The following is a 24107-nucleotide window of genomic DNA, read 5'->3' as shown; positions in this document are numbered from 1 at the left end:
TGCCTCCTTCTTTAACACATGGAATACGCATGCTCAAATTTCTTTCGTCCTCTGGACAGCCTTGTTTTCACCGTATTCTCATCCATCTCCAGTATTTGTGCGATCTCTTTGATCTTAAATCCCTCTCCGTAATACAAAAGAAGCACGATCCGGTATTTTTCATCCAGAGAGTTCATCAATTCCTGAAATTCATAATTCTGCATCTCCATACACGTATTCTCCTGTTCTTCAATCTGCTCCAGAGGATACACCCGCTTTCCTGCTGCCAGTATATCCTTGCAGTTATTAATCAAGATCCTGGTCAGCCATGTCTTAAAATAATCTGCATTTTTCAGGCGCCCGATGTGTTCATAGCAATTGATCACCGTCTCCTGGATCGCATCCGCAATATCTGCATCATCCTTTAAATAACTTCTTGCCACTTTATACATCCCGCTCTTACAGCGCTCCATCAGCTCCACAAATGCCTGATCGTCTTTCTTCTGTGCCTTTTTTACCAGATATTTCATCACCTCTCACCCCGCTTTCCTGCTGTTTTGAACCGCTTTACACTCATTAGACCGGATTTTCTTCTGAAAAGTTTCATCTGCTTTTCTTTTACTTACAAAAATCAGCCCCTTTTTACATGAGGCTGATCTTTCTCTTATTTTTCGATATCTTCTATTTTTGTCTTTCCGATCATAAGATTCAGGATTTCTACATCTGTCTGCTTCATTCCCGCTCTTCCAACATATCCGACTGCCTTGATCGTATCTTCCGGACAGTCCATGACAAGTCCCTCTCCACTGCCAAACACCAGCCCGCGCATTGCCATCTTATGACTTAAGATCGCAGCCTGCAGAGATGTTGCAATTTTTGCAGCACAGCTTGGCTTCGCACCGTCACATACGATCCCGCCTGCATCCGCGATCGTATTGACTACCGTATTCTGGATTTGTTCCAGATTTCCGCCGCACAGATACGTAATCCCTGCTCCTGCGCCTGCTGCCGCACAAACTGCGCCGCAATAGGCCGAAAGGGAGCCGATATAACGCTTCTGATTCAGTGCTACCAGATTCGATACACACAGTGCACGATAAATCTCTTCTTCACTCTTTTTCAGCTCTTTTCCGTATTCGATCACCGGCAGAGAACAGGTCATCCCCTGATTACCGGAACCAGAATTAATAATGACCGGCAGGGAGCATCCGCTCATTCTGGCATCTGATCCTGCCGCTGCCGAAGCCACGGCCTTCCACTGTACAGTCGTCCCGAATTCCTCTGCGATCACCCGCCCAACCTGGGCACCCCATTCATGCTCCAGACCTTCCTTTGCAATTCTGGAATTGTACCTGATCTGCCGGGCAAGCACATCTCGTACCTCATTTAAATCCACTTCCTGCGCAAACACAAGGATATCTGCCAGATTCAACAGACTTTTATCCACCTCAATTTCTTCCCCTGACACTTCTTTCTTGTGCGCATACACAATTTTTCCGTTTTTCTCGATCCTTGTAATATTGGTATGCTCCTGCTCAATGATGACTGTCGCTTCATTTTCTCCGTTTACAACCTGAACTTCGATATACAGATTTGCCACACCTTCTTTTAAACAGCAGTCGCAAAATGATTCCCGAAGCAATTCCTTCGTTCTTTTGATGTCTGTCTGGGTCACGGCTTCTAACACTTCCAGCGCCTGAGAAGGATCACCGCCTGCAAGCCCCAGTACTGCTGCAGCTTCCACACCCTTCATCCCACCGGAATTAGGAACCTTCACACCTTTTACATTCTTGATGATATTCCCGCTGCACCAGACTGTCATATGCTCCGGAAACTCTCCCAGCACTTCCCTTGCTTTTGCCGATGCATAGGCCAAAGCGATCGGCTCTGTGCACCCCAGTGCCGGAACCAGTTCTTTTCTTAAGATTTTTACATAATTATCATAAATCGTTCTGTCCATAATATCTCCTTTGCTCCCGTATTCCTGCTATTTATCATACCAAATTCGTTTTTAAGACGCAACACGCAGAAAGTGCGGCAGATCACCACCCTTTCGGTCGCATCTGCCGCTCTCTCAATTCGCATAACCATACCTTTTTTCTTCCATACGCATCAGGCCTTTTCCCTCCAGATACCATTCAATCTCTGTCAGCAGCTGTAAAAATCGATACCTCTCTTTCTCATTCTGTAAATCCATTTTCCACATATCACCATACATCCGCTTCACCAGATTCCAGTCCCGTCTAAGAATTGCTTCCAGTTTTTCCAATCTGTCATCTCTCACTAAAATACAGATTTCCACATTGTTCTCCATGCGCTCCATCAGCCTGTAGAAGTAGGCATATTCTGTTGGTTCCATTTTGCGTGCAAAATCTGCCAACTCTTCCAGTGCATCTTTCAGTGGCTCCAGATTTTTCTTCATCCTTCGTCCCCTCCTGGTCTGTATGAAAACGCCACTTTCACTATCATTAAGTATACCATACTTCCGTATGGAATCTTTTCTGCGTTTTCCATTTTCCCGATCTTTTTCGACACGTTTTGTTACTATCAGTTTCCGATCAAAAGATTCCTTTCTGCAACCTGTTTCTCTGGACTTTCCCGGAACACAAGTATACAATAGAAATCAAAGTATTTTATTTCAGGAGGTGTTGAATATGAATGCAATCATAGAAAATCTGCTTACCCGCAGAAGTACCCGCGCATTTTTACAAAAAGAAATTCCGGATAACGAATTAAACGAGATCCTGCAGGCTGCCATCTATGCCCCAAGCGGTATGGGCAAGCAGACCTGGAAGTTTACGGTTCTCTGCAATCAGGAAAAAATCCAGCAGCTGGCAGAACTCATCGGACGAAAACTTGGACGAAAGGGCTATGATATGTACCGTCCGCAGGTTCTTATCATCCCTTCCAACCAAAAAGAAAATCCACACGGTATGGAAGACAATGCATGTGCCCTGGAAAACATCTTTCTGGCTGCACATTCCTTCGGAATCGGTTCTGTCTGGATCAATCAGCTCCGCACACTCTGTGATGATCCTGAAGTCCGTGCTCTGCTTGATGAGTTTGAAATTCCTTCCGATCATGTCGTATACGGAATGGCTGCTCTGGGATATCCGGCAGACGCGCCCAAAAAGGAAATCCACAAAATCGGAGAGATCCGGATTATCAAATAAAACAGACAGGAGATTCTACAGATGAGATTTATTATCCAGAGAGTATCAGAAGCTTCCGTAACTGTCGAAGATCAGACCATCGGAAAAATCCAGAAAGGATTTCTGGTATTGATCGGAGTTTCTGATTCAGACACACAGGAAACTGCTGACAAACTGATCAAAAAAATGATCGGACTGCGCATTTTCGAAGATGAAAACGGAAAGACCAACCTTTCTCTTGCAGATGTAAACGGGAGCCTTCTTCTGGTTTCTCAGTTCACACTGTATGCCAATTGCAAAAAGGGCAACCGTCCAAGCTTTATCGAAGCAGGTGCTCCTGATAAAGCCAATGCCCTCTATGAATATATCATCACAAAATGCCGCCAGTCTGTTTCCTGCGTGAAAACCGGCGAATTTGGTGCAGATATGAAGGTTGCACTTGTTAATGACGGACCATTTACGATCATTTTAGATTCTGAAACATTATAAATGATTCTCGCGGACACGTATCTCCCAACGATGCGTGTCCTTTTTCTGCTTGCGGCAGTACACCTCAAATGCCCAGTTCGAATGATACGGCATGAGATATACCCGGAAAATAATACAGTGCGGCTCTTCCAGATCTTCACTGAAATGCACCTTTTGAAATGTATTTTCATCCACCATTTTCAACAACTTTTCTGCAAACTGCTCTCTGTTTTCTATCGTCCATCTGTTCGCATTCACCTCTACCCAAAGCCTGTACTCTCCATCTGTATGAGTGACTGTAGTAGACCGCACGTCCGGTTTCTGCTGGAAAAGGAACCACCCCGTCGCTGCCAGAACTCCTATGATTATGATATACTTGAAATCTCTTTTCTTTTTCACGTTCATTCTCCATTATAATTTTTATACAGGTGTATATTTCTACATCTATATTATATTGCATCTTATATTTTTATACAACTGCACATATACTTTAGGAAAGGCAGGTGTAGATATGAATAAGATAATCATTGATTTGGACGTAGTAATGAAAGAAAAAGGAATCAGCAAAAATTCCGTCTGCAAAAACTGCAATTTACAACGAACCCAATTAAACAACTACTGTAAGAATAAGATATCCAGAATTGATCTGAAAATTCTCGCCAGACTGTGCGAATATTTGAAATGCGATTTAACTGATATTTTAAAGCTGGTAGAAGAAGAGGAAGAAAATTCATAAAAATTGCGGCAGTATCTGTCTGATCAGAGATATTGCCGCAGTTTTTATTTTCTTTTTAATTTTTCATTTCTTTTTTATAGAACCATCACAGTTTACTCACACTTTTCGCCTATATTATATGCATACAAAGCAAAAAGCTTTTTCATATATACTTTTCCCCCTTTTTTCAGCCGGCGATGATATCCCGGCTTTTTCTTTTTGTATAAACAGGCAAAAATTTCTATTTTCATCAAGCTGCCAAGGGGACTTGAACCCCCGACCTCCGCCTTACCAAGGCGACGCGCTACCGACTGCGCCATAGCAGCTTATGTGATAAACACAACACTAATATTATACATCAATTAGGTAAGCTCTGTCAATATTTTTTATATAATTTTGATAAACTTTCACCTTTTATTCCATCTTCATGAATCCACCATGCCTAATAGAATCAAGCATTGCTTCATAAAATTCATCTTCTTTTTATCTCAATTCATTTTTCAGCAATTTCTGTGCCTTGCTCTTAATCCTCTGCAGAGCATTATCCACCGCCTTAGGGCTTTTTCCGAGAAGCTCTGCGATTTTCCTGTAATCCGTTCCCATCAGGTGCAATTCCAGCACATGATTCTCCAGCGTACTTAAATTCTCCTTCAGCCGTTCTGAAAAAATCTCGGTAAACTCTTTTCCAAAATACAATGCTTCCGGATTATTTTCCTCCTGTGGTTCAATGGTATCGATCAGAGGAACCTTCTTTCCTTCCTCCACGGATTCTTCGTACAATGAAACATACGAATTCAGCGGAAGGTGCTTCTTTCTCTGAGATGCCTCGATCGCACTGTACATCTGCCTTGAGACACACAGTTCGGCAAAGCTTGCAAAGGATGTTCCCTGCCTGGTCTCATAATCACGGATTGCTTTAAAAAGCCCGATCATCCCTTCCTGGATGAGATCTTCATTCTCTCCGCCGAGAAGAAACATGGCTCTTGCTTTCTTTCGAACCATGGGCTTGTATTTATTCATGATAAAATCTGTGATCGCAGAGTCCCCGCCGCGCAGCTCTTCGATCAAATTTTCATCTGTCAGCATTTCATACCGGTTTCTCTGCATCATTTCCTCCATTTTATCCTTACATCGTTCTCTGACGTACAATCTCGTAAGCAAGTACTCCTGCCGCAACCGATGCATTCAGAGAATCAATCTCACCTTTCATCGGAATGCTGGCAACAAAGTCACATTTTTCTTTCACCAGACGTCCCACGCCTTCCCCTTCATTTCCGATCACCAGACCAATCGGTCCTTTCAGGTTCAAACGATACATGGATTCTCCGCCCATATCCGCACACACGAACCAGAGCCCTTTTTCTTTCAATTCTTCCATTGTCTTTGCCAGGTTTGTGACTTTTGCGACCGGAGTATAGTTTAAGGCTCCTGCAGAAGTTTTTGCCACGGTCGCAGTCAGTCCCACTGCTCTTCTCTTCGGAATGATCACGCCGTGTGCCCCTGCCAGATTTGCAGTTCGAATGATCGCACCCAGATTGTGAGGATCTTCGATATTATCAAGCAGAATCAAAAACGGATCTTCCCCTCGTTCTTCTGCCAGTTTTAACATATCCTCCACTTCCGAATATTCATAGGCAGCCGCATATGCGATTACACCCTGATGCTTTCCGGTCACGGAAATCTGTGAAAGTCGCTCTTTTCCCACAAAATTGATGATCGTATCATGCTTTTTCGCTTCTCTTACAATGGTGCGCACCGGTCCGTCCTGACATCCGTCCAGCACAAATACTTTATCGATCGGCTTTCCCGAACGAAACGCTTCGAGCACTGCATTTCTCCCCTCAATCACAAGGGTATGCTCTGTATTATCAAATTCTTTCCTATTTTCCTGCATCTTCTTCTCCCTGATTTTCTTTCAGACTTTCCAGTCCGATTTTTATAAGCGTCAGTAACCTCTCATATTGCTTTTTCAAATACAAATATCCGACCAGTGCCTCAAATCCCGTTGCTCTTCGATAATCTGTAATAGACTGGTTTTTAGCAGGGGATATGGATTTTGCATTCCGCCCTCTTTTATAGACAGCATGTTCTTCTTCTGTCAGATGTTCCTGCATGGCACGCATCATAAATGACTGCGCAGATGCCTGCACATACCCGCTGGTCTCTCTGTGAAGCTTCTGAACCTGACGGTTTCCCTGATTAATCACCATGCTCTTGATGATCAGATCATATACACAATCTCCAATATAAGCCAGCACAAGCGGAGAATATGCGGATACATCCACCGGATCAAACTGCAGCATCTCTTCCATCAGATCTCTGAATTCAAAATTTACGCTCTTTTCCATTTTACCCCTTCTCTTGTATCTTCCAGAATGATTCCTTTTGCAAGCAGCTCGTCACGGATTTCATCTGCCCTGGCAAAATTTCTCTCTTTTCTTGCAGCCTGACGCTCTGCAATCAGCGCCTCGATATCGTCTGCCAGCATCTCCTGCTCTTTTTCTACGATAATTCCAAGTACATCTGTCAATGCGACAAGCTGGCTCAACAGGTTTTGCAGATATTCTTTAGAGCTTTCCCCGTCTGTATTTGTGTTGATAAATTTCACCAAGTCAAACACTGCCGCGATTGCATCTGCTGTATTGAAATCATCATCCATGGCTTTTTCGAATTTCCGGGTAAATTCCTGACTTTTTACAATCTTTGCCTGCTCTTTTTCTGTCATATTCTCTGTTTTTGCGCCTTCGAGCAGGAATTTCAAATGTTCTGCTGCTGTCACGATACGCTCCAGACCGTTCTTTGCTGCCTCCATCAATTCTGCACTGAAGTTCAGCGGACTTCTGTAGTGCGCACTCAGCATAAAGAAACGCAGTACCTGAAGATCATATTTTTCTCCGATCTCACGTACAGTAAAGAAGTTCCCAAGAGATTTGGACATTTTGCGGTTATCAATATTCAAAAAGCCGTTGTGCAGCCAGTATTTGGAAAAATCTTTTCCGTTGGCAGCCTCACTCTGTGCAATCTCATTTTCGTGATGCGGGAAGATCAAATCCTCTCCACCGGCATGAATGTCAATCTGCTCTCCCAAATACTTTTTGGACATTTCCGAGCACTCGATGTGCCATCCAGGACGCCCTTCACTCCATGGTGACTCCCATGCAGGTTCTCCCTCTTTTTTCGGTTTCCAGAGTACAAAGTCCAGAGAATCCTCTTTTTCATCTTCTCCCGTCACGAGAAGGGAACGTCCGCCGGACTGCAGATCGTCCAGATTTTTATGTGACAGCTTTCCATACCCTTCAAATTTTCTGGTACGGTAATAAACTGTTCCATTCTTTTCATAAGCATAGCCCTTGTCGATCAGCGTCTGGATCATATCGATCATGCCGCCGATTTCTTCTGTTGCCAGAGGATTTTTGGTGGCAGGCTTGACATTCATCCCTTCCATATCTTTTTTGCACTCTTCAATATAGCGTTTGGAAATCTCTTCTGCTGTCACACCTTCCTCGTTGGCTTTTTTGATGATCTTATCATCTACGTCTGTAAAGTTGGATACAAAATTCACATCGTATCCTTTATATTCAAAATATCTTCTGACCGTATCAAACACGATCATCGGTCTTGCATTTCCGATATGGATGAAGTTGTAAACAGTAGGTCCGCAGACATACATCTTTACTTTTCCTTCTTCCAATGGAACGAACTCTTCCTTTGTTTTTGACATTGTATTATACAGTTTCATCTTTTTTCTCCTCTCCCGTCTGTTCTGTTTTACATTGTTTCATACATCTCATTTTCTGTACCATCTCCGTCAGCTGATCGTGAAGCTCTCTGCTCTCTTTCTGAAGTTCTCTGATATCACTGAGCACCGGATCCGGAAGGTTGATTTGATCCATTTCACTTCGAAGCACCTTTTTGTCATCTCTCTTTACGATTCTTCCCGGAACTCCCACTACGGTACAATTCGGTGGCACCTCTTCCAGCACAACCGAACCGGCTCCGATTTTTGAATTCTCTCCGATTGTAAAAGAACCCAATATCTTTGCGCCTGCACTGACCATGACATTATCCTCCAATGTAGGATGCCGCTTTCCCTGCTCTTTCCCGGTACCGCCAAGAGTCACCCCCTGATACAAAGTCACGTTATCTCCGATCACTGTGGTCTCACCGATAATCACTCCGCTTCCGTGATCAATAAACAGCCCTTTCCCGATCTGTGCGCCCGGATGGATCTCGATTCCCGTTTTTCTGGCTGCACGCTGGGAAATCCATCTGGCCAGAAAATAATGCTTTTTCAGATATAATTTATGCGCTACCCGATATCGCAAGATCACCTTAAAACTGGGATATAACAGCACTTCCATACTCGATTTGATCGCCGGGTCACGTTCTTTCACCACCCGGATTTCTTCCCGGATATAAGACAGCATTCCCATATGACATCCTCCTGACTTTTCTGCCATTTTAAAACAAAAAAACTTCATCTCTACAACTTAGAGACGAAGTTCTTCCGCGGTTCCACTCTATTAAAAGAATCTGGTTCTTTCACTCATTGCACGTAACGTATGCGACACGTACCCTGCTACTGACACTCTTTGTGTGTTCGCAGAATCAGCTCCCGAATGCACTTCTTTGGCCGCTTTCCCGGAATTGCTTTCAGCCGGTGACAATTCCTCTCTGTGAGCGTATGACCAGATACTCTTTTCGTTCTAAGCCTTTGCTTTTATTTCTTAGTCCAGATTATATCTTATGCAAAATTTTCTGTTTTGTCAACTTCTTTCACACAATCTCATTCAAGAATACCGGAGAGAGCGGTGAAATTTTCTCCAGCTCACACTCCAGCTCTCTGCCAAGACATACGTCCGGATCCTTTCTTAGGTCCGCCGCACTTCGATAGCCAAATACAAGTTCCGTAAGCGCACCGATTGTCAGCACTCCCTGAGAATCCTCCGTCTCTGTGACCTGTATCCTGCCATCTTCCTGACTGCACAGCTTCCAGATCCTGCTGTTTCCAGTCAAGATCGGATCAATGACCGCAAAGGAACAAGAAAGACTTTCTCCCTCTTTGACCGTAAACACTGATAACAAGGTCTCAAGATGCAGAATCCGTACCATGATCATCGGTTTCCTCTCCACAGACCTTGCACAAGGCTCCAACACTTCCGGACACGCCAGTACTTTGACCGGCTTCTCACTCAAACCGGATATGGAATCCCAAAATACAGTCTCATATCCCGGAAGGATCAGCGGTTCTAAAACTTCGCAGGTTTCCTCTTTTGCATAGCAGTAGATCCCCACCAGCTTTCCGTCTTTTTTCAGCATTCGGATTCCGCCGTTTTCACTCTGCTGCTCCAATACGCGTGTCTGATAGTAATGCGCGTCTCTCACTGCATATACCCGAGCCGTTCCAAAGAGCCGCTCCTTTGCAAACGCAGCCAGTTCTTCTGCCTGAAACATTGTTGCATCTTCCTCTTCGATCAATTCTGTCTCTGCCTTTTTTTCAAACACCGCCTGCCTCTGGCTGTATACAAACCTAAAATCATATGGAGTATAGATTGCCTCTGCTGCCGGCATCAAAAATGTAAACGGCTCTTTTTTCCCATACATCTCCTGCATCGCTTTTCGCAGAAGACTGCTCATATAACCCCGGCTTCTGTATTGTGCTCTTGTGGCCACTGCAATAATATAACGGCATAAAAACGGATGCTCTGCCACCTGAAGCTGATAAGGATTCAGCTGGAGCATGGACTGGATCTCTCCGTCTTCTTCAATCACCCAGATTTCATTCTCTTTTGTCTTGATAAAATAGTAATAATCCAGAAATGCCCTGGTATCGTCTGAAAACACTTCCTCCCACAGCTTCCGGGTCTTTTGGTGCTCCTGTTCTTCCAGTCTTCGAAGTTCCATCCTCGTTCTCCCATCTATGCTTTTTTGCACCCCTGACAGCCGGCACATCCACCTGTCTGCGCTGTCACATCCACACTGCTGTAATTCATCACTTTTTCCAGCATACAGATTGCCTGAGAGGAAATCCCCTCTCCGCTTCCGGTAAATCCAAGTCCCTCTTCTGTCGTTGCCTTGACATTAATCTGATCCGACTCAATTTTTAATGCTTTTGCAATATTTTCGCGCATTGTATCAATATAAGGACGCATCTTTGGTCTCTGTGCAATGATCGTTGCATCAATATTTTCAATCAGAAACTGATGTTCTTCTAAGAGATCGGCAACATGCTCCAACAGTCTGATGCTGGAAATCCCTTTATACGCAGGATCTGTATCCGGAAAATGCTTCCCGATATCCCCCAGTGCAGCCGCCCCCAGAAGCGCATCCATGATCGCATGGAGCAGCACATCCGCATCCGAATGTCCGAGCAGTCCTTTTTCATAAGGAATCTCTACACCGCCAAGGATCAGTTTTCTTCCTTCTACTAATTTATGCACATCATATCCCATTCCAATTCTCATATTTATCTGCTCCTTTCTATTTCTGACTGCTTTTCTTTTCTATTCGCTGTCCGATTGTTCTTCTGTATCAATCGGAGCTTCTTTTTCTTCTTTTGCTTCTTCCTTTTCCGGCATTTCCTGCTTGAACTGAATATCCGGAATCTCTCTTCGTGTTTCCTGTGAAGTTTCCATCGAATCCTCTTTCTCCACAATCTGAAGATCATCCTCCTGAGATTTTTCTCCTCCCCTGCTCATCTTCCATACGCTGCTGATCGCAGCACCTGCATATACAACCCCCACTCCAATAAACAAAACTGCGGCACATATCATCAGCGCCAGATTGTTCGGCTGCTCCTTGGTCACCTGAGAAATAATCTGAACCCCAAGAAATACCAGATACAATCCCGCCACGATCCGCAATACCATCCATGACTTTTTATTCATCTTCTGCCTCCTTGTAAGCCGGATATTCCGGCTTTCTTTTTCATTCTCTGATTGTAACAAAAAAGAAGCCCTCATTCAAGGACTTCTTTTTCAGTAGCGGAAACTGGATTTGAACCAGCGACACCACGGGTATGAACCGTGTGCTCTAGCCAACTGAGCTATTCCGCCATCTTTTATGGTATGGGGCCTACAGGGCTCGAACCTGTGACCCTCTGCTTGTAAGGCAGATGCTCTCCCAGCTGAGCTAAGACCCCATATCCGTCGGATGCGTTTCCCGCAACCGACTTTGTTAGTATACTACCTGTACCAGGGAATGTCAACCCTTTTTTCACATTTTTTGCAATTTTTCAAATTATTGCAACAAATTCTGCATTTATAGTGCCCAGCTGCCGTCTATAAAGACTGGAATTTCTTTTCCATCCTCTGTAATTCCTGTAATCTTCATGTCTTTTGTACCAATCATAAAGTCCACATGATTGATGGAATGATTCCCGCCGATCTGATGCAATTCTTCTTCATTCATCTTCTCTCCATCCTGAACGGTTGTCGGATAACACTCTCCCAATGCAAGATGGCAGGATGCATTCTCATCAAACAAGGTATTATAGAACAGGATTCCCATCTCAGAAATCGGAGAAGCGTACGGCACCAGCGCTACTTCTCCAAGACTTTTGGAACCTTCATCTGTATCCAGCAACTGTTTTAATGCATCGTATCCTTCTCCGGCATCAAAATCCACAACTTTTCCTTCATGGAACGTCAGACTGAAGTCTTTGATCAGATTCCCCCGATAACTCAGCGGCCGGGAGCTTACGACCTTTCCTTCTGCTTTTCTGCAATCCGGCATTGTAAATACTTCTTCTGTCGGCATATTTGCAATAAAACGCACTCCCGATCCGGATTCCTCGGAACCGCCTTCCCAGATATGGTTTTTCACAAGTCCTACTCTGAAATCCGTTCCGGCCTCATTCTCATAATGCAGCTCTGTAAACTGATACTTGTTCAAAATCTCACATTTTTCGGAAAGCAGCGCATCATGCTCTCTCCATGCCTGAACTGCATCTCCATCCTGAATCCTTACTGCGCAGAAGATCGCTTCCCACAGACTTTCCATGGCTTGTGCTTCGCTTTTTTCCGGAAACACTTGCTTTGCCCATTCTTTTCCCGGAACAGCTGCCACTACCCACTGCACCTGGCTTGACACCATCCGTTTGTAATACGGCTCCATCGCCTTGTCATTCGCTTTTGCAGCTGCCATCTGTTTTTCCCTGTCCACGCCTTTAAAAGCATTTGGATTCTCTGCTGTGATCGCAATAAATGCCGCTCCATTTTCTGCATAGCTGTTCATGGAATCTGCGCGCCACTTCGGAACATTTTCAAACACCTCCATCGGTGCATACTCGTATCTTAAGCGTGCAACTTCATCATCGCCCCAGTGTACGATCACTTCTTTTGCTCCTGCCTCATATCCGGCCTTTACGATCATCCGGCCAAACTCCCAGCATTCTGCGGGGCAGCGCAGGACCAGTTCCTGTCCTTTCTGGATGGCCGCGCCATTTTCTACGATCAATCTTGCATATTCCTGCTGTTTTTCCTGAAAATTCATCTCTATCTCACACTCTCCTTATTTCTGACATTCAATTTACTTCACTAGTATATCAGCTTTTCTGCCAAAAATACACCCTACCGGCTCAACAATTTTTGATAAGTAAAATCAATCAGAAACGCGCCCAGAGGAGCTGTAATAAGAATCGACACAACTGCCACTGTCAGAACGATATTCCCACAGGAAAGCCCCATGGCAAGCGGAATCCCTCCAATGGCCGCCTGAACAGTTGCTTTCGGCATATATGCGATCATGCAGAATGTCCGCTCCTTCCTGTTTAAACCGGTTTTTAAAAGACAGAAAAATACTCCCACCATCCGGAATACAAGCACGCCAAAAATCAAAATAACAGCTGCAAATCCTGCCGACAGCGCATATTTAATATTCACTGTGGCTCCCACAAGAACAAACAGCATAATTTCTGAAACAACCCACAGTTTGTTGAATTTAAAAGACAAACGTTCTGCAACTCTTTTCCGCTTTTTCTGAAGCGTGATTCCGACTGCCATCACAGCGATCAATGAAGCAAACGGGATCACATCCGCAAGCTGATCCTCCAATGTGACCAGAATAAACGAAACACACAGAAAGATCATCACCTTGGACGTATCCCGGATATGTATCTTTTCAAAAAACTTTGCCATCAGATATCCGACAGTCATTCCGACAACAATCCCCAACGCAATGGAAACCGGAATGTTCACAAAGTTTTTTACAGATACCGCATCCCCCTGTGCAAGACCAGTGAACGCTGTAAATAAGACAATTACAAAAACATCATCCACAGAAGCTCCCGCAAGGATCAGTTGAGGAATACCTTTTCCCGTCCCGTAATTTTCTTCCATAAGCTTCAGCATTTTCGGAACGATCACGGCAGGTGAGACTGCTCCTACAACAGTCCCCATAATGGCTGCATCCAAAATTGAAACCCCAAGCAGCCTCGGTGCCAGCAGAATCATCCCCAGAATTTCAAAACAAGCCGGAACAAAACACATCAGAATTGCCGGTCTCCCTACTTTTTTCAAGTCTTCCAGATTCAGTGAAAGCCCTGCTCTTGCCAGAATAATGATCAATGCAATCTTTCGAAGCTCAGACGAAATATTCAAAATGGAAGCATCGATCAGATTCAAAGCATATGGCCCCAATACGATCCCTGTCACCAACATTCCTAAGAGCCCCGGAAGATGCACTTTTTTACAAAGCCATCCCATCATCATGCCAAGCAACAGTATACACGCAATACTCATCAACATTTTTCTTTCTCCCTTATTCTTTTTATCCAAAACTCTTGGAGCAAAAAACAAAAGAGATCTGAAATTCAGACCTCTCTCTTCGTAGCGGAAACTGGATTTGAACCAGCGACACCACGGGTATGAACCGTGTGCTCTAGCCAACTGAGCTATTCCGCCATATTCACTTAAATCTATGGGGCCTACAGGGCTCGAACCTGTGACCCTCTGCTTGTAAGGCAGATGCTCTCCCAGCTGAGCTAAGACCCCATAATTTGAAGCTGCTATTTTCTCAATCGCAACTTGCTTGATTATTATACTATTGACTTTTTAGATTGTCAATACTATTTTTCTACTTTTTTCCACATTTTTTTATTTTTATTGCTTTTGTGTAGTTCTGGAAATATGTACAATCAAATAAACCCTTTCCTCTTCTGTAATTTCTTTCTGGAGCAAATCTTCCAAAAGCCGTTGCAAAAAAAATTGCATATGGATTACGAACCTGGAATAATTGATACTTTCTTCATAAAAAAAGACCAAGACAAGAGGTGCAATAATCTCATGCTCCTCATTGTTCTCGGTCTTGCCTGCATTACCAGTAACAGCCTTTGCTATTAATTACAAATTAGATTGTATCAGACTGTTACAAAAAATACAAGTCTGTTTTTCAAATCAAACCATTCTTTTATTTAAAATATTTCACACCGGATTCAAAGATCTTCAGATCCTGCTCTCCGTAGATATTGATTGCTACAGAATCACCGCGGCGTTCGGAATGTGCCATCTTTCCAAGTACTCTTCCATCCGGACTTGTGATACCTTCGATCGCACGGTAGGAGCCATTGACATTCCACTCTTCGTTCATACTGATATTTCCTGACGGATCGCAGTACTGTGTTGCTACCTGACCGTTCGCGAATAACTGATCCAGCCACTCTTCACTCGCTACAAAACGACCTTCTCCGTGGGAAGCCGGATTTGTGTAAACCCCTCCGAGCTCTGCACCTGCAAGCCAAGGTGATTTGTTTGTCACAACTTTTGTGTAGACCATCTTTGAAATATGACGTCCAATCGTGTTATATGTCAATGTTGGAGAATCCGCTGTCTGTCCTACAATCTTACCATAAGGAACCAGTCCCAGTTTGATCAGTGCCTGGAATCCGTTGCAGATACCGAGCGCCAGTCCATCTCTTTCATTCAACAGTTTTTCTACTGCTTCTTTGATCTTTGCATTCTGGAATGCAGTTGCAAAGAATTTTGCAGAACCATCCGGTTCATCTCCTGCACTGAATCCACCCGGGAACATGATCATCTGTGCCTGTCCGATTGCCTTTTCAAACTCGGCAACAGAATCACGGATATCCTCTGCATTCATATTACGGAATACCTTTGTGATCACATTTGCGCCTGCTCTCTCAAACGCCTTACGGCTGTCATACTCACAGTTTGTTCCAGGAAATACCGGAATAAATACGGTCGGCTGTCCGATCTTATGACTGCAGATATGAATATCAGATGTATGATAGAGCTTTTCTTCCACCACTTCATCATTATCTGCGGAAGATTTTGTCGCAAATACACTTTCCAGAGTGCCTGTCCATGCTTCTTCCGCTTCTGTCAGAGCAATTTCGGTATCCGCATAAACAAATTTCTGCTCTTCGAGAACCTCACCGATCACCGTGTATGCAATGCTCAATTCTCCCACTTTGTCTGCCGGAACTTCTGCAATAATATCTCCAAATGCCGGCGCAAACAATTCTCCCGCATCCAGATTATGCTCGATCTTCACACCCAGTTTATTTCCAAATGCCATCTTACTTGCCGCAGCGATTACACCATGACGATCCAGCGCATATGCGGAAACAATCTTTCCACTGTGGATATCTGCTGCAAATTTGCCATACTGATCCATCAGCTGTGTATAAACCGGGAGATCATACTGATCTTTTTCAATCTTCATCCAAACCAGTTTATTTCCTGACTTTTTCAGTTCCGGAGTAATAATCTCATCCTCTGTTGCCATGTCTACGGCAAACGATACAAGAGTCGGTGGAACATCAATATCCTGGAATGTTCCAGACATACTGTCTTTCCCCCCGATAGACGGAAGCCCGAATCCAAGCTGTGCTTCATATGCACCCAAGAGTGCTGCAAACGGCTGACTCCATCTCTTCGGATCTTCTGTCATACGACGGAAATATTCCTGGAATGTAAAACGAATCTTGCTATAATCTCCACCTGCGGCTACGATCTTCGCAACTGACTCTACCACTGCATAAATCGCTCCATGATACGGACTCCAGCTTGACAGATATGGATCAAATCCGTAGCTCATCATAGAAACCGCATCTGTTGTTCCATTCATAACCGGAACTTTTGCAACCATAGCCTGTGTCTCTGTCATCTGATACTGACCACCGTACGGCATAAACACGGAACCTGCTCCGATGGAGCCATCGAACATCTCTACCAGACCTTTCTGAGAGCATACATTTAAATCCTTTAAGGTCTCCAGCCATTTTTCTTTTACATCCGTCACTTCTTCTTTTACGAACAGACTGTCTTTCTTTGCAGGAATCTCAACTTCTACTGTTGTCTCCTGATGTGCTCCATTGGTGTCAAGGAACGCTCGGGAAATATTGACAATTTCATTTCCTCTCCACACCAAAACCAGTCTCGGAGATTCTGTCACTACTGCAACTTCGACTGCTTCTAAGTTTTCTTCCTTTGCATAAGACATGAATTCTGCCACATCTTTCGGATCTACGACTACCGCCATTCGCTCCTGAGATTCTGAAATAGCAATCTCTGTTCCATCCAGACCTGCATATTTTTTCGGTACTTTATCCAGATCCACACGAAGTCCGTCTGCAAGCTCTCCAATCGCAACAGAAACACCGCCCGCACCAAAGTCGTTACACTTTTTAATCAGCTTACTTACTTCTTCTCTGCGGAATAAGCGCTGAATCTTGCGCTCTGTCGGAGGATTTCCTTTCTGAACCTCTGCGCCACAAGTCTCAATAGATTCTTCTGTATGTACTTTGGAAGAACCTGTTGCTCCACCGCATCCGTCACGTCCGGTACGTCCGCCGAGCAGTACGATAATATCTCCCGGATCTGAATTCTCACGGATCACCGCACGTCTTGGAGCAGCCCCAAGCACTGCACCGATCTCCATACGTTTTGCCACATAATCCGGATGATAGATTTCTTTTACCAGTCCTGTCGCCAGACCGATCTGGTTTCCGTAAGAACTGTATCCGTGAGCAGCTCCTCTCACCAGTTTTTTCTGAGGAAGTTTTCCTTTTAAAGTCTCTTTTACAGATACCGTCGGATCTGCAGCTCCTGTCACACGCATTGCCTGATATACATAAGTACGTCCTGACAACGGATCACGGATTGCACCGCCAAGGCAGGTTGCCGCTCCACCAAACGGTTCAATCTCTGTCGGGTGATTGTGTGTCTCATTTTTAAAATTGATCAGCCACTCTTCTTCCACTCCATCTACTTTGATCGGAACAACAATACTGCATGCATTGATTTCATCTGATTCTTCCTGATCTGCAAGCTTTCCTTCTTTTTTCAGCTTACGCATCGCCATCAGCGCAAGATCCATCAGGCAGACAAACTTATCTTCTCTTCCTTTGAAGATCTCACTGTGGTCACTTAAATACTGTTTGTATGTATTGACGATCGGCTCTTTATAGTCTCCTTCACCGAATGTCACATCCTTTAACTCTGTAGAGAATGTCGTGTGACGGCAGTGATCAGACCAGTATGTATCCAGAACACGAATCTCTGTCATAGTCGGATTTCTATGCTCTTCTCCGTGATAATAATTCTGGATATGCTGGAAATCTTTAAATGTCATTGCCAGCCCAAGGGAATCATAAAGCGCTTTTAATTCTGCTTCCGGCATTGTCTCAAAACCATCAAATACTTTCACATCTTCCGGTTCCTCAAACACAGTCACTAACGTTTCCGGTTTTTCCATTCCTGTCTCTCTTGAGTCCACAGGGTTGATACAGTGATTCTTGATCGCTGCAAATTCATCCTCTGTTACGTTTCCTTCGATGACATATGTTGTCGCCGTTTTGATCACAGGAGACTCGTCCTCTTTGATAAACTGCACACACTGTTCAGCAGAATCTGCTCTCTGATCAAACTGTCCCGGCAGATATTCTACCGAAAATACATGATCTTTGTCAAATACCGGAAAGCTCTCAAGATAAAGTACATCTACCGGCGGTTCCGCAAAAATCCCATTACATGCTTTCTCAAACGTATCTTCTGAAAGATTCTCCACATCATAACGAATCAGAACTCTGACACCTGTCACAGTTTCAATTCCAAGATAACTTCTGATCTCATGTCTCAATTCTTTTGCCTGTACGGCAAATTCTGCCTTTTTTTCTACATATACGCGCTTCACGTTGCTCATATACAATCTCCTTTGCACTTCTTTCAAACATTAAGTAACTCTTTTTACCGTAATCTTACCACATTTTTTCTCATAAGTATAATTAATATAATTAAACTCACTCATAAGTACTTTTAATTTTTCTTTCATTTTCATCTTTCTTGGCCTGTCTGGCGAGAAACACACTGACTGCCAGAAAGATCAGCATACTGATAATGAAGATTCCCCCAATGCGCAATGCCATATCATAGAAAAAACCTTCCGGCAGCATCCGGATCATATAATCCTCAGCGGGATCAAACAACCACAGATCATTGGTAAAAAATATCTCATGGAATACCGTAAATGCTGTATTAAAATCTACAATCAGCGCTCCTGCCAGAAACACGACTCCGGCTGTGGCGATCCCAAGACCGATCTGATATCCTCTTGCCAGAATCTTTTTCCAATTCGCCTTTGTCACCCAAAGTACAAAAAGACAGAGCAGCATCACCGCCGCTGATACTCTTCTTACCATAAGACCACCAAGAAACAAATTTTTCACATCAGCCATATGCAATTTGTCCTGCTCATTAAAAAAGTCCTGCTCTTTTCCTTCTACCACTATGTACACATCCAGATTTTCTCTGTCACCGATCAGATAATCCATCATCTCATAGGTCACATACATCACATCTTTCAGCTCCATATCAAGATCCGAGACCACATCATATTTCTTATATTCTTTTTCGTAAAATCCAAAATCTCCATACGCCGCAAATTGAAAGCTGCTGATCAACAGCACCAGAATCAGCGCCAGAGAAAACACGATTCCCAAAAACCATTGTACTTTTTTCACGCATTTTACCTCCCAGTCTTTTCTGCTTTCGTCATTTTTTCCATTCTTCTGCGATTCCTGTATATTTTACCACAATATAGATTGTAATTCATTCATTTTTGCCCTATAATACAGGGAGCACTTATTAGGAGGTCTAATAATGGATATTAACTATGAACTATATAAGGTATTCTATCATGTGGCATCTACTTTGAGTTTTTCCGAAGCTTCCAAACAGCTTTTCATCTCACAATCTGCTGTCAGTCAGTCTATCAAAACACTGGAACGCAAGCTGGATCAGGTGCTTTTTATCCGCAGTACAAAAAAAGTCCAGCTCACACCGGAAGGAGAAATCCTCCTTCGCCATATCGAACCTGCCATGCACCTGATCCAGCGCGGGGAATCCCAGCTTCTGGATGCAGCTTCTACCGGTGGACAGATTCGGATTGGAGCCAGTGATACGATCTGCCGATATTTTCTGGTTCCCTATTTAAAGAAATTTCACGAAGCATTTCCAAATGCCCACATCAAAGTTGTCAACCAGACATCCATCAAATGTGTAGAATTACTGGAATCCGGACAGGTCGATCTCATTGTGGTCAACTACCCAAACAGCTACTTAAGCAATGTCTCTTCGATCAAAAAGATCAAAAAATTTCATGATGTTTTTATTGCCAACCAGGATTTTGCAGAGTTGAAAGGAAAGAAGCTTTCCTATCAGGAACTGTCAAAATATCCAATTCTGATGTTGGACAAGCACAGTACCACCAGTGAATATCTGCACCGCCTCTTCCAGCAGCATCAACTGGATCTGGTTCCTGAAATCGAGCTGACCAGCAATGATCTTCTGATCGATCTTGCACGAATCGGACTCGGAATCGCATTTATTCCGAATTTCTGTCTTTCTGAGCAGACTTGCGATCTCTTTGCCGTCCAGACAGAAGAAGAACTGCCAGAGCGTGAGCTTGTCATCGCTTATAATGAACAGGTACTGACCTCAAAGGCAGCAAAAGAATTCTTAAGTTTTTTTGACTGATGTACAATTACGGACTTTCCCAGAAAGTCCGTATTTCTTGTTCCAGATTTTTCACACTTCCCAGTTGATACTGCTGCCACTCTCTCGGAAACACTTCCCGGTATCGCATTTCCCGAAACCTGTCATCCAACAACAGGATCACACCTCTGTCACTTTCCGTTCGGATCACCCTCCCGGCAGACTGCAGAACTTTGTTCATTCCCGGATACAGATACGCATAGTCAAACCCATCCATATCGGCAGCATTAAAATACTGCTTTAAAATTTCCCGTTCTGTACACACCTGAGGAAGCCCTGTCCCGGCGATTACTGCTCCGATCAACTTGTCCTCTGTCAGATCAATCCCCTCTGAAAAAATTCCGCCCATCACGCAAAATGCAACCAGACTTTTCTCTCTTTCCCGTTCAAATTCCTCCAAAAACTCTTCCCTCTGTTCTTCATCCATATACGAAACCTGACAGATACTGTCGACTTCGTGATCAACACACTCCAAAAAGCACGTATGTACCTCTTCCAAAAAACGGTACGATGGAAAAAACGCCATATAATTTCCTTTTTTCTGTTCTGCCATCACTGCAATATATCTGGCAAATCTCTGATATGTACTCTCTCCCCTTCTTGTATAACGGGTACTTACATCCGTTCCAATAAAAAGAAATTTATTTTCCTGCGGAAAAGAACTATGTGCATACACTGCATAATCATCTTTCTCAACACTAAGCAGCTTTTTATAGTAATGAACCGGAAGCAGTGTTGCAGAAAAGAAAATCGTACTGCTTCCCTGTTCCAGATAATTTTGAAGATTCACCGCCGGATTGACGCAAAAAAGCTTGATTTGAAACCTTCCGTCTTCCATCATTTCCGAAAAGATCACATAATTTTCATCCATGATATCATGGATATTTAAAAAACTGCGCACTGCAAAATAAAAATCCAGCACCCGCTTTTTCTTTTCTGCATCCTTGCACTCTTCCAGATAATCTTCCAGTTTCGAAAGCACATTCATCAGCTTTAACGCAATATGCGATACACTTTTTAAAATCTGATAATGTTCACACTCTCTCTTTAATTCCAAAAACTGCTGATTACATTCTGACAAACGCTTTGCCAGTTTCGGATCCTCTGCCTTTACCAGTTTTCTTACTTCCAGTAAATCTTCTTTGTATAGAGATGCACTATACATCTCCCTTCCCCGCTCCACCAGATTATGCGCCTCATCGATCAGAAACAGGTATTCCTCTTTTCCACTTTCTGAGAAAAAGCGCTTTATATGAGCCTGCGGATCAAACACATAATTGTAATCACAGATCACTGCATCTGCCCAGTTGGACACATCCAGAGACATCTCAAACGGACAGACCATGTACTTTTTCGCCTGTTCTTCCAGAACCTCTCTGCTCCAGTCGCCGGAATGTGTGATCAGATCAAAAACTGCATCATTCACTCTGTCAAAATGTCCTTTTGCATAAGGACAGGCATCCGGATTGCACTCTGCCTCCTCACAAAAACAGATTTTTTCTTTTGCTGTCAGCGTAATGGTCTTATACAACAGCCCCTTTTCTTTCAACAGGGAAAATGCCTGCTCTGCAACTGTCCTCATAATCGTCTTCGCTGTCAGATAAAAAATCTTTTCTCCCAGCCCTTCCCCCATTGCCCTCACTGCCGGAAATACAGTTGCCATTGTTTTTCCCACTCCGGTAGGCGCCTGGATAAACAGCTTTTTCTTTCGCAAGATCGTGCGGTATACCGAGGCCACCAGGTCGCGCTGTCCTTCTCGATAGGGAAAAGGAAACTCAATCTGCCGGATCGAATCATTGCGTACATTCCGCCATTCAATTTCAAATTTTGCCCATTTTTCATATTGTGTCACCAGATCCTGAAACCACGTCTGAAGCTCTTGAAATTCAAATTCCTGGCAAAACCTGCGGATTTCCTCTGTTTCCATCTGACAATACGTCATCTGAACGTCAATGCACTTCAAAGAATTCTGAACTGCATAAATATAAGCATAACATTTTGCCTGAGCCAAATGAACGGGAACGGGCGCTTCCAGATGTTCCAGACTTCGCAAAATCCCCTTGATCTCATCGATCAGGACTTTTCCGTCATCTTTCAAAACTCCATCGGCGCGCCCTTCTATCTGCAAAACAAACCCATCGCACGGCATCTGTATTTTAAGCGGAACCTCCGCTGTGTAATTCGTTCCCATACGGCTTTGTATTTTGCGGTGTATTTTACCGCCCAGCAGCATGGCATCTTTTTCCATACTGCCGGACACTCTGTTGTCAATGTCCCCTTCCCGCAGAATAAATTCTACAAGGCTGCGGACAGATATCCTTATGATTGTTTCCTCTTTCATGTTCTCTACTCTGCTGCTTTATCCGGTCTTGCAACCTCTGCGATCGTCTTGGTCAGACCAGCGATTCCCTGTAATTCGGACGGAATGATAATCTTGGTTGCTCTTCCGTCTGCTGCTTTGGCAAACGCTTCAAGACTCTTTAAAGTCAGTACTGCATCATCCGCACCTGCCTGTTTAATAAATTCAATTCCTTCTGCTGTTGCTTTCTGAACGGTACGGATTGCTTCCGCCTGTCCTTCCGCCTCTTTGATTCTCTTCTGCTTTTCTGCTTCCGCATTCAGGATTGCCGCCTGTTTTTCCGCCTCCGCTTCCAGGATCAAAGATTCTTTCTTACCTTCTGCCACCAGAATTGTAGATTTCTTTTCTCCTTCCGCTTTCAGAATCGCTTCCCTTCTTTCACGTTCTGCCTTCATCTGTTTCTCCATCGCATCCTGGATTGCAGTCGGAGGCATGATATTTTTCAGTTCCACACGATTCACCTTGATTCCCCACGGGTCTGTAGCGATATCCAGCGATGTGCGCATCTCCGAATTGATCGTCTCTCTGGATGTCAGAGTCTCATCCAGTTCCAGATCTCCGATGATATTACGCAGTGTAGTCGCTGTCAGATTTTCAATCGCTGCAATCGGGTTCTCCACTCCATACGCATACTGCTTCGGATCTGTAATCTGAAAAAAGATCACCGTATCAATCTGCATCGTAACATTATCTTTTGTGATCACGGCCTGCGGTTCAAAATCTACAACCTGCTCTTTGAGTGATACTCTCTTTGCCACACGATCCAGAATCGGGATCTTAAAATGAATTCCAACACCCCACGTCTCTTTATATCCACCCAGACGTTCCAGAATATACGCATGTGCCTGTGGTACGATTCGGATATTTGCTGCCAGAATCAATATCACCAATACCAATAAAACTCCTAATACCATCAATCCCATCCTCTAGTCCTCCTTATACGGTTCTACAATCAATTTTACGCCGGAAATCCGGATTACTCTTGCCAGAGTGTCCTTTTCCAGCACTTCTTTACCATCTGTCCTCACGGTCCATTCCATTCCGTCCAGAATTCCTTTTCCGGTCTGTGCAAGATCATCTACTCTTTGTGTAATTCTGACAATTTTTCCCACTGCCTGTTCATAGTTGGTCTTTTCATGATGTGCATTGACATATCTTACTGCAAACGGCCTCGTAAAATACACAAGCACGAATGAAACCAGGATAAACGCCCCGATCTGCCAGATGAAATCAACTCCCAGCAGCTCTAAAATCAGCGCTGCCAGTGCACCTCCTGCAAACCAGATGGAGGTCAGACCCACAGTCAACAGTTCTACAATCAGAAGAATAACAAAAAGCGCCAGCCAGACGATTGCCTCTCTCTCCATATCTCTCCTTCCTTTCTCTTATCAACGCCACTTTGTTATCCTTATGTTAAACTA

General features: G+C 43.9%; 23 protein-coding genes, 5 tRNA genes and 1 other annotated feature. Of the genes, 4 read left to right on the top strand and 24 right to left on the bottom strand.

Annotated elements, in window-relative coordinates:
• Positions 1-11: 11 nt before the first annotated feature.
• The 3 genes from FXV78_RS13545 to FXV78_RS13535 all read right to left on the bottom strand — a co-directional run bounded on the left by FXV78_RS13545 (position 12) and on the right by FXV78_RS13535 (position 2401).
• The gene (locus FXV78_RS13545) at positions 12-509 is read right to left on the bottom strand and encodes an RNA polymerase sigma factor (RefSeq protein WP_004840871.1); all 498 of its coding nucleotides are present in this window, start codon (positions 507-509) and stop codon (positions 12-14) included.
• Positions 510-643: 134 nt separating this feature from the next.
• On the bottom strand, positions 644-1939 hold the full coding sequence (locus FXV78_RS13540; RefSeq protein ID WP_004840873.1) for an L-cysteine desulfidase family protein: 1296 nt from the start codon (positions 1937-1939) through the stop codon (positions 644-646).
• Positions 1940-2053: 114 nt separating this feature from the next.
• The gene (locus FXV78_RS13535; protein WP_009243854.1) at positions 2054-2401 is read right to left on the bottom strand and encodes a hypothetical protein; all 348 of its coding nucleotides are present in this window, start codon (positions 2399-2401) and stop codon (positions 2054-2056) included.
• Between the two features lie 232 nt (positions 2402-2633).
• Here FXV78_RS13535 and FXV78_RS13530 point away from each other — a divergent pair, with 232 nt between their 5' ends.
• Together FXV78_RS13530 and dtd are read left to right on the top strand one after the other, a co-directional pair.
• A complete protein-coding gene (locus FXV78_RS13530; protein WP_004840877.1) occupies positions 2634-3152 on the top strand; it encodes a nitroreductase family protein in 519 nt (172 codons plus the stop codon).
• Between the two features lie 21 nt (positions 3153-3173).
• Complete coding sequence (dtd, locus tag FXV78_RS13525) at positions 3174-3620, top strand: D-aminoacyl-tRNA deacylase (RefSeq protein WP_004840878.1); 447 nt, start codon at positions 3174-3176, stop codon at positions 3618-3620.
• Here the strand turns inward: dtd and FXV78_RS13520 are convergent.
• The gene (locus FXV78_RS13520) at positions 3615-4004 is read right to left on the bottom strand and encodes a hypothetical protein (protein ID WP_004840881.1); all 390 of its coding nucleotides are present in this window, start codon (positions 4002-4004) and stop codon (positions 3615-3617) included. The genes dtd and FXV78_RS13520 overlap by 6 nt on opposite strands.
• A 106-nt stretch (positions 4005-4110) precedes the next feature.
• Between FXV78_RS13520 and FXV78_RS13515 the strand changes: the two genes are divergently transcribed.
• Positions 4111-4335, top strand: a complete 225-nt coding sequence (locus tag FXV78_RS13515; protein WP_004840882.1) for a helix-turn-helix domain-containing protein — start codon at positions 4111-4113, stop codon at positions 4333-4335.
• Between the two features lie 232 nt (positions 4336-4567).
• Here the strand turns inward: FXV78_RS13515 and FXV78_RS13510 are convergent.
• The 17 genes from FXV78_RS13510 to FXV78_RS13425 form a co-directional block, all read right to left on the bottom strand.
• A tRNA-Thr gene (locus FXV78_RS13510) sits at positions 4568-4640 on the bottom strand.
• Between the two features lie 157 nt (positions 4641-4797).
• Complete coding sequence (sigH, locus tag FXV78_RS13505) at positions 4798-5421, bottom strand: RNA polymerase sporulation sigma factor SigH (RefSeq protein ID WP_009243856.1); 624 nt, start codon at positions 5419-5421, stop codon at positions 4798-4800.
• 19 nt (positions 5422-5440) lie between these two features.
• Positions 5441-6208 (bottom strand): 23S rRNA (guanosine(2251)-2'-O)-methyltransferase RlmB, encoded by a 768-nt coding sequence (gene rlmB / locus FXV78_RS13500; protein ID WP_004840888.1) that lies wholly within the window; start codon positions 6206-6208, stop codon positions 5441-5443.
• On the bottom strand, positions 6195-6662 hold the full coding sequence (locus FXV78_RS13495; RefSeq protein WP_004840891.1) for a Mini-ribonuclease 3: 468 nt from the start codon (positions 6660-6662) through the stop codon (positions 6195-6197). Before FXV78_RS13495 ends, rlmB begins: the two co-directional genes overlap by 14 nt.
• Complete coding sequence (gene cysS / locus FXV78_RS13490) at positions 6647-8053, bottom strand: cysteine--tRNA ligase (protein WP_004840893.1); 1407 nt, start codon at positions 8051-8053, stop codon at positions 6647-6649. The genes FXV78_RS13495 and cysS overlap by 16 nt, the downstream gene beginning before the upstream one ends.
• The gene (gene epsC / locus FXV78_RS13485; protein ID WP_009243857.1) at positions 8040-8747 is read right to left on the bottom strand and encodes a serine O-acetyltransferase EpsC; all 708 of its coding nucleotides are present in this window, start codon (positions 8745-8747) and stop codon (positions 8040-8042) included. Before epsC ends, cysS begins: the two co-directional genes overlap by 14 nt.
• 56 nt (positions 8748-8803) lie before the next feature.
• Positions 8804-9032, bottom strand: a binding site (T-box leader).
• Between the two features lie 58 nt (positions 9033-9090).
• The gene (locus tag FXV78_RS13480; protein WP_039959294.1) at positions 9091-10218 is read right to left on the bottom strand and encodes a GNAT family N-acetyltransferase; all 1128 of its coding nucleotides are present in this window, start codon (positions 10216-10218) and stop codon (positions 9091-9093) included.
• Positions 10219-10232: 14 nt separating this feature from the next.
• Positions 10233-10778, bottom strand: coding sequence for a 2-C-methyl-D-erythritol 2,4-cyclodiphosphate synthase (ispF, locus tag FXV78_RS13475; protein ID WP_004840898.1), 546 nt, complete (start codon positions 10776-10778; stop codon positions 10233-10235).
• Between the two features lie 39 nt (positions 10779-10817).
• Positions 10818-11201 (bottom strand): hypothetical protein, encoded by a 384-nt coding sequence (locus FXV78_RS13470; protein WP_009243859.1) that lies wholly within the window; start codon positions 11199-11201, stop codon positions 10818-10820.
• A gap of 94 nt (positions 11202-11295) precedes the next feature.
• A tRNA-Met gene (locus FXV78_RS13465) sits at positions 11296-11369 on the bottom strand.
• Positions 11370-11382: 13 nt separating this feature from the next.
• A tRNA-Val gene (locus tag FXV78_RS13460) sits at positions 11383-11455 on the bottom strand.
• 119 nt (positions 11456-11574) lie between these two features.
• A complete protein-coding gene (locus FXV78_RS13455) occupies positions 11575-12807 on the bottom strand; it encodes an aminopeptidase (protein WP_004840902.1) in 1233 nt (410 codons plus the stop codon).
• 77 nt (positions 12808-12884) lie between these two features.
• A complete protein-coding gene (locus FXV78_RS13450; RefSeq protein ID WP_004840903.1) occupies positions 12885-14060 on the bottom strand; it encodes a cation:proton antiporter in 1176 nt (391 codons plus the stop codon).
• 82 nt (positions 14061-14142) lie between these two features.
• Positions 14143-14216: transfer RNA gene (locus tag FXV78_RS13445), tRNA-Met, on the bottom strand.
• Between the two features lie 17 nt (positions 14217-14233).
• Positions 14234-14306: transfer RNA gene (locus FXV78_RS13440), tRNA-Val, on the bottom strand.
• A 415-nt stretch (positions 14307-14721) separates the two neighbouring features.
• Positions 14722-18477: a phosphoribosylformylglycinamidine synthase gene (locus FXV78_RS13430; protein WP_004840381.1), complete on the bottom strand. Its 3756-nt coding sequence runs from the start codon at positions 18475-18477 to the stop codon at positions 14722-14724.
• Positions 18478-18574: 97 nt separating this feature from the next.
• Positions 18575-19294, bottom strand: a complete 720-nt coding sequence (locus FXV78_RS13425) for a TIGR01906 family membrane protein (protein WP_004840382.1) — start codon at positions 19292-19294, stop codon at positions 18575-18577.
• A gap of 139 nt (positions 19295-19433) precedes the next feature.
• Between FXV78_RS13425 and FXV78_RS13420 the strand changes: the two genes are divergently transcribed.
• On the top strand, positions 19434-20309 hold the full coding sequence (locus tag FXV78_RS13420) for a LysR family transcriptional regulator (protein ID WP_004840383.1): 876 nt from the start codon (positions 19434-19436) through the stop codon (positions 20307-20309).
• A 7-nt stretch (positions 20310-20316) separates the two neighbouring features.
• On the opposite strand, the gene FXV78_RS13415 is transcribed toward FXV78_RS13420, so the two are convergent.
• Genes FXV78_RS13415 through FXV78_RS13405 form a run of 3 tightly spaced genes read right to left on the bottom strand, consistent with a single transcriptional unit; the run spans position 20317 to position 24053 of the window.
• On the bottom strand, positions 20317-22668 hold the full coding sequence (locus FXV78_RS13415) for a helicase C-terminal domain-containing protein (protein WP_004840385.1): 2352 nt from the start codon (positions 22666-22668) through the stop codon (positions 20317-20319).
• Between the two features lie 5 nt (positions 22669-22673).
• Entirely contained in the window at positions 22674-23609 is a 936-nt protein-coding gene (locus tag FXV78_RS13410; RefSeq protein ID WP_004840386.1) for an SPFH domain-containing protein, read from the bottom strand.
• A 3-nt stretch (positions 23610-23612) separates the two neighbouring features.
• Complete coding sequence (locus FXV78_RS13405) at positions 23613-24053, bottom strand: NfeD family protein (RefSeq protein WP_004840388.1); 441 nt, start codon at positions 24051-24053, stop codon at positions 23613-23615.
• Positions 24054-24107: the final 54 nt, after the last annotated feature.

The organism is Mediterraneibacter gnavus ATCC 29149 (genome assembly GCF_008121495.1).
Classification (GTDB): domain Bacteria; phylum Bacillota; class Clostridia; order Lachnospirales; family Lachnospiraceae; genus Mediterraneibacter; species Mediterraneibacter gnavus.
Note: the sequence above shows the minus strand (reverse complement) of the source record. Positions and strands in the feature narration are given on the sequence as shown.